The 14,230-nt window shown below is 62.0% G+C and carries 14 protein-coding genes; 9 read left to right on the plus strand and 5 right to left on the minus strand.

What is annotated here, in order from left to right; translation table 11 throughout:
* Positions 1-36: 36 nt before the first annotated feature.
* The 3 genes from HDC32_RS01410 to HDC32_RS01420 all read right to left on the minus strand — a co-directional run bounded on the left by HDC32_RS01410 (position 37) and on the right by HDC32_RS01420 (position 2,811).
* Positions 37-1,128, minus strand: a complete 1,092-nt coding sequence (locus HDC32_RS01410; RefSeq protein WP_145338152.1) for an ATP-binding protein — start codon at positions 1,126-1,128, stop codon at positions 37-39.
* The gene (locus HDC32_RS01415; protein ID WP_184742165.1) at positions 1,125-1,853 is read right to left on the minus strand and encodes a response regulator; all 729 of its coding nucleotides are present in this window, start codon (positions 1,851-1,853) and stop codon (positions 1,125-1,127) included. Before HDC32_RS01415 ends, HDC32_RS01410 begins: the two co-directional genes overlap by 4 nt.
* A 133-nt stretch (positions 1,854-1,986) precedes the next feature.
* Positions 1,987-2,811 (minus strand): AraC family transcriptional regulator, encoded by an 825-nt coding sequence (locus HDC32_RS01420; protein ID WP_065930128.1) that lies wholly within the window; start codon positions 2,809-2,811, stop codon positions 1,987-1,989.
* 183 nt (positions 2,812-2,994) lie between these two features.
* Between HDC32_RS01420 and HDC32_RS01425 the strand changes: the two genes are divergently transcribed.
* From HDC32_RS01425 to feaR, 7 genes are all read left to right on the plus strand, one after another.
* Positions 2,995-4,134, plus strand: coding sequence for a tyramine oxidase subunit B (locus HDC32_RS01425; protein ID WP_184742167.1), 1,140 nt, complete (start codon positions 2,995-2,997; stop codon positions 4,132-4,134).
* Positions 4,135-4,167: 33 nt separating this feature from the next.
* Entirely contained in the window at positions 4,168-4,590 is a 423-nt protein-coding gene (locus HDC32_RS01430) for a RidA family protein (RefSeq protein ID WP_017846980.1), read from the plus strand.
* A 58-nt stretch (positions 4,591-4,648) separates the two neighbouring features.
* A complete protein-coding gene (locus HDC32_RS01435) occupies positions 4,649-5,941 on the plus strand; it encodes an FAD-binding oxidoreductase (RefSeq protein WP_145338150.1) in 1,293 nt (430 codons plus the stop codon).
* A 66-nt stretch (positions 5,942-6,007) separates the two neighbouring features.
* Complete coding sequence (locus tag HDC32_RS01440) at positions 6,008-6,856, plus strand: alpha/beta fold hydrolase (protein WP_145338149.1); 849 nt, start codon at positions 6,008-6,010, stop codon at positions 6,854-6,856.
* Positions 6,853-8,064 (plus strand): Bcr/CflA family multidrug efflux MFS transporter, encoded by a 1,212-nt coding sequence (locus HDC32_RS01445; protein WP_145338148.1) that lies wholly within the window; start codon positions 6,853-6,855, stop codon positions 8,062-8,064. Before HDC32_RS01440 ends, HDC32_RS01445 begins: the two co-directional genes overlap by 4 nt.
* Positions 8,065-8,183: 119 nt before the next feature.
* Entirely contained in the window at positions 8,184-9,305 is a 1,122-nt protein-coding gene (locus HDC32_RS01450; RefSeq protein WP_256663586.1) for an MFS transporter, read from the plus strand.
* Positions 9,306-9,328: 23 nt separating this feature from the next.
* Entirely contained in the window at positions 9,329-10,228 is a 900-nt protein-coding gene (gene feaR / locus HDC32_RS01455; protein ID WP_184742169.1) for a transcriptional regulator FeaR, read from the plus strand.
* Between the two features lie 49 nt (positions 10,229-10,277).
* Here the strand turns inward: feaR and HDC32_RS01460 are convergent, their stop codons facing one another.
* The gene (locus HDC32_RS01460) at positions 10,278-11,765 is read right to left on the minus strand and encodes an aldehyde dehydrogenase family protein (protein WP_184742171.1); all 1,488 of its coding nucleotides are present in this window, start codon (positions 11,763-11,765) and stop codon (positions 10,278-10,280) included.
* Between the two features lie 137 nt (positions 11,766-11,902).
* A complete protein-coding gene (locus HDC32_RS01465) occupies positions 11,903-12,379 on the minus strand; it encodes a MarR family winged helix-turn-helix transcriptional regulator (protein ID WP_065930120.1) in 477 nt (158 codons plus the stop codon).
* A gap of 193 nt (positions 12,380-12,572) precedes the next feature.
* On the opposite strand from HDC32_RS01465, the gene HDC32_RS01470 reads away from it, so the two are divergent.
* Together HDC32_RS01470 and HDC32_RS01475 are read left to right on the plus strand one after the other, a co-directional pair.
* Positions 12,573-13,697, plus strand: a complete 1,125-nt coding sequence (locus tag HDC32_RS01470) for an amidase (RefSeq protein WP_099491979.1) — start codon at positions 12,573-12,575, stop codon at positions 13,695-13,697.
* Position 13,698: 1 nt separating this feature from the next.
* Positions 13,699-14,220: a nuclear transport factor 2 family protein gene (locus HDC32_RS01475; protein ID WP_099491980.1), complete on the plus strand. Its 522-nt coding sequence runs from the start codon at positions 13,699-13,701 to the stop codon at positions 14,218-14,220.
* The last annotated feature ends 10 nt before the right edge of the window (positions 14,221-14,230 follow it).

Genomic DNA, 14,230 nt, shown 5'->3' on the forward strand with positions numbered 1-14,230 from the left:
CCATCACCTTAGTTGGTATTAATTGTTTATTGGTTGTCAGGCTTGAGTAGTAAACAAGGCGCCGCATGGCCAACTCAGCTCAAACACCGTGCCGCTGTTTATCGCCGTTCGACAGGTCACTGCGCCGCCATGGGCGAGGGCAATTGCCCGCACCACGGCTAGGCCCAGGCCACTGCCGCCCTGGGCACGCGAGCGTGAGCTTTCGCCACGCTGAAACGCATCGAAAATGTGTGGGGCGAATGCTGCGTCGACCCCCGGGCCCTCATCTGTGACCCTCAGGAAGTGGCCTCGCTCGTCACCGCCCAGTTCAATACTGACGGTGCCCGGTGTGGCGTGTTGGCAAATATTGTCCAGCAGCGCGAGCAAAGCCTGGCAGATGCGATCGGGGTCGCAGTACACCGGGCCCTTGCGCAGGTTTAATTGCAGGGCAAAACCGGCGCTGTTCAGGCTGGGCTCGAACAAGCGCGCTTCAGCCTCCAATGCATCGGCCAGCTCCACCTCCTTGAGCGCCAATTCCAGGTGACCGTTGTCGCCCATGCCCACCACGCGAAGGTCTTCGACCAGGCGGGTCAAGCCTTCGACCTGGCCCAAGAGGCTGTAGAACTGCGCGGTATCCGGCTCGAATACACCCTCAGCCAGTCCCTGCAAGCGACCGCGCAGGATGGTCAGCGGGGTACGTAGTTCATGGGCAATCGCGGCGTTCCAGAAGGCTTGTTCCTCGGCCATGCGTTTCAATCGGTTCGCCATGCTATTGAAGTCATCCACCAGCAGGGCAGCTTCGCCCAGGGAAAGATCAGGCGCCACGGCGCGGGCATCCAGGTCACCGTCGGCCAGCCTGCGCAGGCTCACGGCTACCGAGTTAAGCGGCATCAGAATACGCTTGGACAACTTGACGGCCACCGCCACGCCGACGCCCAGGCTGACGCAGGTGATCAAGCCCATCCACACCCATTCCACGCCGCTGGGCAGCCACTCATCCGACTGCATCTCCAACTCCGTCGGCGGCGAAAAGGTCCAGAGCAATGCATAGAAGATGTAGGACCCGACCAGCGCGAGGGCGATCACACACATCACCACGGCCGACATCGACACGATAATCTGCCGGCTCAAACTGTTGGCCACTTTCATGCCTGGCTCCCGAACCGGTAGCCCACGCCACGGATGCTGGCCGGTACGCCGTGCAGGCCAAGGTCTTCGATCTTGCGACGCAACTTGCTGATATGGCTGTCGACGGTCCGCTCCAGGCTGTCGCTCTCCGGCGAGCAGAGCACCAGCAGTTCGGCACGGCTGAACACGCGGCGCGGCGCCTTGGCCAACTGTGCGAGCAACTTGAATTCGGTCACCGTCAGGTGCAATGGTTGTTTTTGCGTGCCGATGTGTACGTTCACCTCATGGCTGTCGATGTCGATTTCAAAGGCGTCGACGCGCAGTACGCGGTGGTCGGCGCCATGGCCTTGATCGCTGCAGCGGCGCAGCACGGCCTGGATCCTGGCGATGACTTCTGCCGGGTTGAAGGGTTTGACGATGTAGTCGTCCGCACCAATGCGCAGGCCCATGAGTTTGTCCATGTCCTGGTCGTGTGCAGTCAGCATGATCACCGGGGTGAGACCGCGATGACGCAACTCCGCCAGCACCATCCAGCCATCCAGCTTGGGCATCATCACATCGAGCAGCACCAGGTCCGGCTTGAGCAGTTGATGCAGTTCGAGCGCACGACGCCCATCCTGCGCATGGGCGGTACGAAAACCCGCACGCTTGAGGTAGGCCGTGAGGATGTCGGCGATTTCCGGCTCGTCTTCGGCGATCAGCACCAGCGCCTGGTTAGAGAGCGATGCAAGGAGTGGTTCAGTCATGGTCTGCTCGGTGGGTGCACGGTTTTTCAGCAACGGATTGAATAATGCACCGCAAGCATGCACGTTCGGCGAAGGTTTTATGGAGAAATGATGGAGAGGGGAATTGATTTTTCGCGGAACGGGGGGAGGGCACTCAGGCGAAGCGGATGCGCTCGGCGTAGGCGCTCTGCAGCATTCGGCGCTGGTAATCGCAGGGCGTCGTACTGACCAGCTTCTTGAAGTCGCGCAGGAAATGCGACTGATCGGAAAAGCCCAGGTCCAGGGCCAGGTCTGAAAACGACACATCGTGCCGGGTGTTCAGGGTTTCCAGCGCCGCCTGGCAGCGAATGATCCGGCAGAACGTCTTGGGCGACAGGCCGGTGTCCTGGCTGAACTGGCGATGAATCGTGCGGCTGGTGTACCCGCTGAGTTCTTCCAGTTGCTGGATACGCAGGTCACCGCGATGTGCAAGCGCCTGTTGGATGACCATGGTCGTGAGTTTCGAGCTTCGGCCGATGAGGCGCGGGGCCAGGTAATCGCTGAACAGCTTTATCTGCTCCTGCAACTGTGGGGCCTGGACGATGCTTTCGAAAATGCGCTGGGCAAACGTCGATACTTCCAGCAGATCCCATTCCTGTTCGGTCAGGTCCTCGGCCACGACGTTGATGAAACCTGGGATAACCCCCGGCGCAAAGCGCACGCCGAAGTAATGGTGACCCTGCAGCAGTTCGACCTGCTGAGCCTCCAGCGGGGTACCACAAATCCTCACACTTGGGCGCGTGGCGTCACAGTCGAAAACGATATCCACGCAGCCGTCCGGCACCGCCAGCAGATCAGCTGAGTGAGCGACATCGAAGGCGTAGAAATGCGAAATCGCCGGGTGCTCGGAAGGCATTACCGAATACCGTGAAGAGTTGAGTACGAACCAGGGTTGTTCGTAAGCGGTTTGCCGCAGCGATGGTGAACACAGGTTGGGCATGGCCGGACCTTGGCGTGGTATATGCGGGAATATTCACGCATTTATCGCGCCAACTCTGCGGACGGGGACGAACCTTGATGTCCGAAATTTACAATACCGCCATGAAACACTCACTGATACTCGACCTCGATAGCGTGGGAGCAGCGCCTACCGCAGCGACTTCATCTTCAGTCGAGAATAATAATGTCCACTACCACAAAAATTGACTTCATCTATCTGTCCGAGCAGGACATGATTCGCGCGGGCGTAACCGACATGCTTGCCTGTGTGAATACCATGGAAGAGATGTTCGGCCTGCTCTATAGCGGCGACTACCGCATGGCCGGGCCAAACAACGATTCTCACGGCGCGATGGTGGTGTTTCCGAAGGATTCGCCTTTCCCGAACATGCCCAAGCCCACCGCTGACCGCCGCATGATGGCGATGCCGGCCTACCTGGGCGGCAGCTTCTGCACCGCAGGCGTCAAATGGTATGGCTCCAATATTGCCAACCGCGAAAAAGGCCTGCCACGTTCGATCCTGATGTTCACCCTCAACGACCCCGACACCGGCGCACCGTTGGCGCATATGTCTGCCAACCTGCTGTCGGCCTACCGCACCGGCGCGATTCCCGGCGTGGGCGCGCGCCACTTGGCACGCAAGGACTCGAAGGTGGTCGGCCTGCTCGGCCCCGGCGTGATGGGCAAGACCACGCTCGCCGCATTCATCGCCGTTTGCCCGCAGATCGATACCTTGAAGATCAAGGGCCGTGGCGAGAAAAGCCTGAATGATTTTATTGGCTGGGTGAAGGACACCTACCCACAGGTGACCACGATCACCGTGGTCGACAGCCTCGAAGAAGTGGTCCGTGGTTCCGACCTTGTTACTTATTGTAGCTCCGGTGAGACAGGCGACCCCTCAAACTACCCAATTGTGAAGCGCGAGTGGGTCAAGCCGGGTTGCTTCATGGCCATGCCGGCATCCTGCTCGTTGGACGAGGGGATGGAACGCGCCGACGTGCGCAAGGTGCTGGACAACACCGGCCTCTACGAAGCCTGGTTCGAAGAATTGCCCAAGCCTGCGCACCACTGCGTGCCGGTGATCGGCGTGCGGTTCATGGACATGATCGCCGAAGGCACGATGCAGCCCGAAGAACTCGAAGACATCGGCAAGATCGTCGCCGGTGATGCCCAGGGCCGTCGCAACGATGAAGAGATCATCATCATGTCGGTGGGCGGCATGCCTGTGGAAGACGTGGCCTGGGGCACCATGGTGTATCGCAATGCCGTGGAAAAAGGCATCGGCGTGAAGCTCAACCTGTGGGAAACCCCCGTCCTGCGCTAAGCCATCCTTTAACCCACTGACGAGACTTACGACATGACCAAAATCATCAAGCTCAAGACCGGCTCACCCTTTGAAGACCAGGCCAGCTATTCGCGCCTGGTAGTGGTGGACAACTGGATCTATGTGTCCAATACCGCCGGGCGCAACCCGCAGACCAAACTGATCCCGGAGGACATCCTCGAGCAGACGCACCAGGTGTTCGCCAACATCGAAACCGCGCTGGCCGCCGTCGATGCAAGCCTGGCCGATGTGGTGTGTTCGCGGGTATTTATCCAGGACCCCAAGGACGTGCCGGCGGTGATGGGCCTGATCGGCGAAAAATTCCGTGGTGTCGACCCGGCCAGTACCGTCACCTGCCCGCCGTTGGGTTCGACGGTTTACAAGGTGGAGCTGGAAGTGACGGCGTATCGCAACGCCTCCAAGGCCCAGGTCGAAGTGATTCGCCTGTCGCAATAACCCGTCCTGCGGCCGCGCCCTCGCGCGGTCGACCTCTATAGTTTTGCGAGTCTTGATCATGGCCCCGACTATTGCGCCCGTGAATACGTCCACCGAATTTCCCTCCACGACCGCCGTCGTCATCATCGGCGGCGGCATCATCGGCTTGACTGCGGCACTGACACTGGCCGAACGCAATATCCCGGTGGTGGTCCTGGAAAAAGGCCGTATCGCCGGCGAGCAGTCTTCACGCAACCTGGGCTGGGTACGCAAGACCAGTCGCCACGCTCACGATATTCCGCTGGCCCTGGCCGCTGACCGCTTATGGGCGCAAATGCCCGAGCGCATCGGTGCGGATGTGGGTTATCGCCAGGAAGGCATCATGTTCGTCGCCCGCAACGAGGCGCAAATGGCGATGCATGACAGTTGGCTCAAATCGGTCGAGCACCTGTCACTGGATTCGCGGTTGCTGAGCAACCGCGAAATCGCACAGAAAGTGCCGGGCGGCGCGGGTGAGTGGGCCGGCGGCATCTACACACCATCCGACGCGCGCGCCGAACCGACCCTGGCCAGCAGCGCGATCGCCAAGGCCGCCATGGCCCTCGGCGTGGTGATCATCGAGCAGTGTGCGGTGCGCACGCTGCAGATGTCCGCCGGCAAGGTCAGCGGGGTGGTCACTGAAAAAGGCGAGATCCGCTGCGACCAGGTGTTACTGGCTGGCGGCATGTGGTCGCGGCGATTCCTGGGCAACCTCGGGGTGTCGTTGCCGACCCTGGCCTTGACCTGTTCGGTGTTGCGCACCCATCCGATGCTGGGCCCCACCGAGATTGCCGTGGGCGCGCCGGACTTTTCGTTTCGCAAGCACAAGGACGGCGGCTTCATCATTACCCAGCGCGGCAAACTGGATGCTTTCCTGACCCTCGATCACCTGTTGCTGGCCAAGCAATATATGCCGCAATTTCGCGCGCAGCGCAGCGTATTGAACGTGTCACTGGGCAAGTATTTCTTCAATGACCTGGCGCTTTCGCGACGTTGGTCGGCCGACAGTGTCAGCCCCTTCGAACGCGTGCGCGTACAGGACCCGGCGGCCAACCCGCGGCTCAATAACGACGCGATGAACAACCTCAAGGCGGCCTGGCCGGTGTTCGAACAAGCCAGGATTGCTCAGGCCTGGGCGGGCACGATCGATGTGACGCCGGATTCGAACCCGGTGATCGGGCCGGTCGCGCAAATCCCGGGCCTGACCGTGGCCACCGGTTTCTCCGGGCATGGCTTCGGTACCTCGCCGGCGGCCGGCCACTTGGCCGCCGATATGGTCAGTGGGCATACCCCGATCATCGACCCGAGCCCTTATCGGTTTGATCGTTTCTAGGTCGCATGCACCGCGACAGTCCCAGAAAAACGGTGTTTCTCCTTTACTGAGCGGCGGAGCCAGGCAATGTCCCCAGACAGCATTTTTTTCACCAATCGCGCAGGCTTGCGTCTGCATTTTCTACGCTGGGGCAAGCCGGGCGGCGTGCCCTTGGTACTGCTGCATGGTTTGCGTGCTTATGCCCAGACCTGGGAGTCGCTGGTAGAAGCGCTGGGCGATGGCTATTGCATCTATGCCCTGGACCAGCGCGGACGCGGGCTGAGTGACTGGGCACCGGCCGCCAGTTATCACACGCAGTCCTATGTGGAAGACTTGCAGGACTTTGTCGCCTATGTCGGCTTGCAGCGGTTCGTGTTGCTGGGTCACTCGCTGGGGGGCGCCAACGCATTGGAATACGCACGGCAGCACCCGGGGCGCTTGATTGGCCTGATCATCGAAGACATCGGGCCAGGTTCCTCCAGCCAGGGCGACGGTGCGGCGCGCATTCGCCGCGAGATGAACCAGACCCCGTTGCGTTTCGACAACTGGGACGCCGCCCGTGCGTTCTGGCAGGCGTCGCGTCCTGGCTTGTCGGCGCAGGGCCTGGCGTCGCGGCTGGCGCACTCGATGAAGGACAGCGCGGGTGCGATCACCTGGCGCCACGATCAACAAGGCATCGCCGAGGCACGCCTGAGCATTGAGCCTACCGATCTGTGGCCGGCGGTACGCGCCCTGGATTGTCCGACGTTGTTCATTCGCGGTATGCGCTCGGACTTTCTGCCGGCGGCGACGCTGCAAGCCATGCGCGACAGCAATGCGCACGTGCGCACGGCCGAAGTCGCGGACGCCAGCCACTATGTGCATGACGACCAGGGTGGGACGTTCAACCGGCTGGTCACCGCATTTCTTGACAGCCTCGCGATCCCCGGCCGATGAAACCGCGGGCTCGCTTGATTGTGCTGCTCTCATCCCTGACGGCCTTCGGGCCATTTTCGATTGATACTTACCTGCCCAGCTTCCCGCAAATCGCCGAGGACCTGTCGACCAGCACCGCGCAGGTGCAACACACCATCAGCGCGTTTCTCGCCGGGCTGTGCCTGGGCATGTTGTGCTACGGTCCGTTGTCCGACCGCTACGGCCGTCGCCCGTTGCTGCTCGGCAGCCTGGTGCTGTACGCGGCTGCGACCCTGGGTTGCCTGTTTGCCGGTAGCGTCGAGCAACTGATTGCCTGGCGCTTTTTCCAGGCGCTCGGCGGCGCGGGTGCGCTGGTGCTGGCGCGCGCCGTCGCCCGGGACAGGGTAGGCCTGGCGGAGGCAGCCAAAGTGCTGTCGTGGATGCACGTTCTGACGATGATGGCGACACTGGTCGCGCCGATGATCGGCACTTGGCTGGTGTTGATCCAGGGTTGGCGCACGATCTTTGCCACCTTGTTCATCCTGTCCAGCCTGTGCCTGCTGCTGGTGGCCCTGACCCTGAAGGAAAGTCTGCCGGCGCAGGATCGCGGGGCGTCCGTTGGGGCGGCCTTCGCGGCCTACCTGACCATCGCCCGGCAACCCAGGGCGATGGCGCTGATCCTGTGCATGTCCCTGGGGTTTGGCGGCATGTTCGCCTTCATCACTGCTTCGCCTTTTGTGTACGTCGTGTATTTCGGTGTCTCGCCACGGGTGTTCAGCGCGTTGTTCGCCCTGAACATCCTCGGCATCATCCTGGTGACCTTTATCAACGCGCGTTGGGTGGGCCGTTTTGGGCCGCAACGCATGCTCGGCGTGGGGGCGGTGCTGGTGAGCGGGGCAGGGTTGGCGCTGATGCTGGTCGGGTATACCGAATGGGGCGGGCTGACGAGCATCGTGTGTTGCATGGTGCTGTACATGGGCGTGACCGGTTTGATCGGCGCCAATTGCATGGCCAGCCTGATGATGCTGTTTCCGCGCCAGGCCGGTGCGAGCGTGGCGCTGGGGGTTTCGGTGCAATTCGCCACAGGGGCGTTGGCCAGCCTGTGGGTCAGCCATTTGGCTGATGGCAGCGCCTGGCCGATGTGTTGGGTGGTGGGGTGTTGCGGGATGGGCTCGTTGGTCGCTTATTGCGTGACCCTTCGCACGCCTGCCCGGGCGGTTGCCGTGACGGCCGTCGTTAAGCAAACGTGAGCCGCAGTTAAAAAAGCCAGGATATTCAAATGAAAACTACAAAAATAAATCCGATCGATACAACCTCCGTCTATGTGTGTGCAGGCTTGGTTTCGGGTGCAGGTGCCTTGTTATTGAACGTGCTACCTGTGCTGTTTGGCGCGTTTGCCGAGCGTTTCGGGCTCGGCGAGCACCAACTGGGCAACCTGGCCATGGCCATGAACCTGGGGTTTGGCGCATTCGGGCTGGCGTCCCTGCTGTGGATTCACCGGCTCAGTTGGCGAGTCATATCGGCACTGTCGTCGGCGCTGGTGGTGGGCGCGCTCGTGTTTGTGCTGCGCGATCCTTCCTATGAAGCGCTGCTGGCGATCATGGCTCTGGCGGGCGCCGGTACCGGGGCCCTGTATGCCCTGGCGATGACGATCTTCGGTGACAGTTCGCAGCCTGAACGAGCGTTTGGTTTCAAGCTAGGTATCGAGACCGTGCCGGGCGCCTTCCTGCTCATCGTGCTACCCGTGGCGGTGGCGCCGGTGTGGGGCTTTGAAGGCATGCTGATCACCATCGCCATTGCCATGGTGGTGATGGGTATCCTGCCGCTGCCTTGGGTGCCGCGCCGTAGCGAGCGACACCTGGAAGCGTCCGGTACCGCCGTGCGGATTGCCAGCGCCGAGAGTCGCACCATCGTATGGTTGAGCCTGGTGGCCAGCCTGGTTTTCCTGACCGGCATCATGTCGGTGTGGGCGTTCCTGGAGCTTATGGGCAAAAAGACCGGCTTGGCCTCCGACACCATCGGCATGGTGCTGGCGCTGGGTTTTCTGATCAATGCCGGCGGCGGCTTCATCGCCTCGGCGATCGGCTTGAGGGTGGGACGCTTCATGCCGGTGGCCGTGATTATCCTCGCCGAGTTACTGGGTCTGGTGGCACTGGCGCAGTTTTCTTCCCTGACGACCTACGTCGTAGGCGTTATTTGCTTTCTCTTTTCGATCGGCTTCGTGCTGGCTTATACCTTCGGCGTCATGGCTGAGTTCGACCTGTCGGGCAAGCTTGTCGCGCTGGGCGCGCTGTGCCTGTCCCTGGGGGCGGCGTTCGGGCCAGCCATCGGTGGGTTTCTGATCGAGGCATTCGGCTACTCGGCGGTGTTGGTGTTCTCGGGCGCCTGTTCGGTGGCGGTGCTGGTCATCTATGGCGCGGCGGTGTTGAGAGCCCAGTGGGCGTTCCAACGCATGCGGGCTTCGGGTACCGCCGTGATGTCCGGGTTGTGAGCGAGTGAAGAGGGGGAACACCCATGCGTGGTCAAGCGTTGTCGACCTGGAACGAATGTGTGCGCGCGACCTGCGGTCGTTTCGACACGCGCTATGACCATTGCCAGAGCCTTTTCATCGGGGAAATGCAACAGACGCTGGTGGGCACCACGGCGGTCGCCCACATTCGCAGCAATGCCAGTGTGATTGCCAAGGCCGCTCGCTCAAGCGGGCGCAGCTCATCGGCCCGGTGTTTTCTTGTGTTGCAACAGCAGGGCTCGATGATCATTGAGCTGGGCGACAAGGTGCTTGAACTGCACGCAGGTGACCTGGCTTTGCTGGACTTTTCCGGTGCGGTGAAAATGACCCCCAAGGGGTTGTTCGCCCATGTGTCGATCCCGTTGCCGTGTGAGTTGCTCAAGGGGCTGGACCGTAGCCGCTTCGGCAAGCTGTCGACCACGGGGGTGTGTGGCCAACTGCTTGGCACGCTGGTACGACAGGTCGCTGCGGGTGAGCTGGCCCAATGGTCTTGCCCGCAGGATGGTGATGGTCTGCCAAGGGCGCTGGTTGCCTTGCTGGCCTCGGTGTTGGAGTACCGTGCGAGCGACCATTCGCCTGGGTGGCAGCTGCATGAAGTGCAATCCGTCATCCAGCAGCGGCTTGACTCACCCCGGCTGTCGCCGGCGTCGCTGGCCGAAGAGCTGGGCATCTCCAGCCGCCAGCTCTACAGGTTGTTTGAGGCGAGTGGCGACAGCGTCTGCCGCTATATTCTGCGTGAGCGGCTGTTGAAGGCCGCGCAGGACCTTCGCGATCCCGTTTGCGCACAGCGCTCGATCACCGATATCGGCAGCTATTGGGGCTTTGCTGATTCGGCGCATTTTTCCAAGACGTTCAAGAAGCAGACGGGGCTGACACCCAGTAGCTATCGGCGCCGCGGGCACTGAGCCTGGTTGCGGCGTGGGAGCAGGCTCCCTCGCCACAGATCCGATGTGGTCAATAGCGGATGATCACGGATTTCAGCTCGGTGTAGTCGTCGATAAACGCACTGCCGAATTCACGCCCCATGCCAGACGCCTTCATCCCGCCAAACGGCACGCTCGGGTCGACAAATGTGTGCATGTTGACCCACACCGTACCCGCCTCGATTCGCGGGATCAGGCGCAAGGCCCTGGACAAGTCGTTGGTCCAGATACTGGCTGTGAGGCCGAACGGGCTGTCGTTCATCAAGGTGACCAGTTCTTCTTCTTCATCGTCGAACGCCAGCACGCATACCACTGGGCCGAAGGTTTCCTCATGCAGCAGCGGATCATCCTTGCCGTTGGCGATGATCAGCGTCGGTTCCACGTAGTAACCGGCACGGTCCACGGCACGCGCACCGCATACCACCTGGTTGCTCTGCAGGGCACGGTCGAAAAAGCCGAGGATCTTGTCGAAGTGCGGCTTGTTCGACAGCGGGCCGAACTGAGCATGTTCATCCAGAGGCGAGCCTATGACCATCTGCGACAACATCGCCGCCATCTTCTGCGTCACCTGCTCGACGATGGAACGGTGCACGAACAAACGCTCGGGGGCCGCGCACACCTGGCCCTGGTGCACATAGGCCGATTGCACGAAGCGCGCTACGGCGTCATCGACATTGGCATCGGCCAGCAGCGCGGCGGCATTCTTGCCGCCCAGCTCCAGGGTGACGCGGGTCAGGTCGGCGGCCATGGCGGCCTTGCCCACCGCGATGCCGGTGGGCACCGAACCGGTGAACGACACCTTGCGCACGGCCTGGTGTTCGATCAACTGCTGGCCCACCTGGCCGCGCCCGTTGACCACGTTGATCACGCCCGGCGCAATTCCCGCCTCGATCGCCAGTTCCGCCAGGCGCAACAGGGACAGCGGTGTGTATTCGCTGGGTTTGAGCACCACCGTGCAGCCGGTGGTCAGCGCGGCGCCCAGTTTCCACACGCCTATCATCAGCGAGAAGTTCCACGGCACGATGGCCGCTACCACGCCCACGGGCTCGCGCAGGGTGTAGGCGCTGTACTGCTCACCCGCCATGGAAGGGAACGACGGGGTCATTGTCTGGCCGCCGATCTTGGTCGCCCAGCCGGCGAAGTAGCGCAGGAACACCGCGCTCTGGCCCACTTCGATATGCCGCGACAGGTTGATCGATTTGCCGGAACTCAGGGTTTCCAATTGCGCCAGTTCTTCGCCGTTGGCTTCTATCAGATCTGCCAGACGGTTGAGCAGCACGCCGCGCTGGTAGGGGGTGACTTGCGCCCAGGCGCCCTTGAAGGCAGCGGTGGCGCTGTCGACGGCCAGGTTCACATCCTCGGCCTGGGCGTCACGCAGCTGCGCGACGGTCTCGCCGGTTCCGGGATCGACCACGCCGATGCGCTGGGTGGAGGCGCTGGTGTGCGCGACGCCATCGATGAAGTTGGAATGGTCGCGACCCAGGAAGGCAACGACTGAGGGCAGCAGGGCAATGTGCATGGTGGCGCTCCAATGAAGGATTCGTCGCGCCCGGGGGCGCTCGAAAGACCCTTGCATTAAAAACCGATGCACGCGTGGCTGCTTGTTCGAGCCTGCCAGGAAATTGGTTATGCCTGACAGGTTGGGCCGCCGCTGACCTAGGGTTCGCCGAGGTTGTCGAACACCGTTTCGAGCATGCGGTTCAGGCGCTGGATCTGCGCTTCGGTCATACCGGTGAAACTGCGCTTGAACAGGTCACCCGTGGCGACCTGGATACGTTCAATCGCCTCGCGCCCTTGTTCGGTGATGCGCACCTGCGTCACGCGGCCGTCGTCCTCGCAGGGCGCGGTGTCCACCAGGCCGTCTTCCTTCATGCGATACACCGTCTTGGTGATGGTCGAGAGCTTGGCGATGGCGTGGGTGGAAATTTCGGAAATGCTCGATTGGCCGTTCTCCTTGAGAATGAACAACACCCGCCAGCGCGGGATATCCAGGCCGATTTTCTTCAGTGCCTTTTCCATGTACTGGCTGTAGCGACCATGCACCATGGCCAGCCAGTAGAACGGGAAATCCTCTTTGTGAAAGTCTTCACTGCCGGGGTCGTAGCGGCCTGCGTGTTTTTTGGGTGCGCTCATGGTCTGCTCATGTCGGGGGCGGCGGCCAATCATAGACTTTTCTCGTGAATTCGGCACGGCTTTTGCCCGGACATCAGCCTGTTTGTGCTGGGGAATTTAGTTGACAATTCACGTAATATTCGGTGAGTGTGAAAAAAAGGAAAGGGCGCATCGGGCGCCCCCATTCCGCATTTCACAGTGAAGGTAACCCGACATGACCCTGGTGATTGAACAGCTTTTCCTTGGCGGCGATGGGCCGACCGTGATGGTCAAGGACACAATTGATCTGGCTGGTCTGCCTACCCGTGCATCGAGCCAGGCCCTTGAGGATGCCGCACCTGCCACGGTCCACGCCGATGTGGTGCAGGCGCTGCTGGAGAAGGGCTGTCGCCTGGTGGGGAAGACCAGCCTGCATGAACTGGCGTTTGGCACCACGGGCATCAATCACTGGACCGGCACTGCGCCCAATCCGCGTTTCCCCGGGCGTATTCCGGGCGGTTCCTCCAGTGGCTCGGCAGCTGCCGTGGCGGCCGGGCTGGCAGATTTTTCCCTGGGAACCGACACCGGCGGCTCTGTGCGCATACCGGCGTGTTGCTGTGGGGTGTTCGGCTTCAAGCCGACGTTCGGGCGGGTCAGCCGCCGTGGCGTAATGCCGGCGCACAGCAGCCTCGACTGCGTCGGTCCGTTTGCCGCGAGCCTGCCGATGCTGGTCACGGCCATGCAGGTGATCGACGCCAGCTTCAAGCCGGTGTCGGCGCCGGACTCGCCGCGCCTGGGTGTCGTGACGGTGCAGGCTGGCGCCGCCGTACAGCGAGTGATCGATGCCGCCATCGCGGTGATCCGTCTACCCGGTGAACGTCTCACGCTGCCCAGCCTCAAGGCGGCCTATGACGCTGGCATGGTGGTAATCAACCGCGAAACGTTCGATGCCTGCGGTCACTTGCTGGAAACCGGCAAGGTGGGCGCCGACATTGCCGCGCGCCTGGCCGCCGCCGGCAATACCACGGCGGCCGCGTTGGCCGAAGCCGAGCGGGTGCGCAGGCAGTTCACGGCCGAAGTCGACGCCGCCTTGCAGCATGTCGATGTGCTGGTACTGCCGACCATGCCTGACTTCCCCTTGACCCTGGCCGAGGCCACTGACACCCAGGCAGTGCTCGGAATGACCGCCTTCGTGCGCCCGTTCAATCTGTCGGGACACCCGGCGCTGAGCATTCCGCTGGCCAGCGCCGAAGGACTTCCGGTGGGCCTGCAACTGGTGGGGGCCAAGGGTGCCGATGAGCAACTGCTGGCAATTGCCGGCCGCCTGCTCGAGCGTCTGTATGCCGGGGGAGAGGTCTGAAATGAACGCAACCATCCCGCGAGCGGACCTGGAGCGACGCCTGCGCCGTTTTGAAATCGAAGCCAGCGCCCGTGCCTGCATGAACCGCTACATGGTGCTGTGTGATGCGCTCGATGCACGCACGCCACTCCTCGAACTGGCCGGTCTGTTCACCCTTGATGCCGTGTGGGAGGGCAAAGGCGCGAAGTACGCCCACAGCTTCGGTGGCTATCGTGGACGCGAAGCGATTACCGCGATGTTCGCTGGTTACATGAAAACCCCGGCGCACTTTGCCCTCAACGTGCACTTCCTCACCAGCGAGCTGATCGAGGTGCAGGACGATACCGTGCTCGGCAGTTGGGTAATGTTGCAGACGTCCACCTTCGCCAGCGGCGCCTCCCACCTTAACGCCGCGCGCCTGAACGTGCGCTTTGCCGAGGAAGACGGGCAGTGGCGCATGGCGCACTTCCAGACCGAAAACCTGTTCAGCCGCCCGGTTGAGGCATGGAACAGCGACGCCGAGTTACCGGTGCCTCGCCAATAGCGCTCCCTTC

The sequence above is a fragment of the Pseudomonas sp. JAI120 genome (genome assembly GCF_014207255.1).
In the GTDB taxonomy this organism is placed as follows: Bacteria; Pseudomonadota; Gammaproteobacteria; order Pseudomonadales; family Pseudomonadaceae; genus Aquipseudomonas.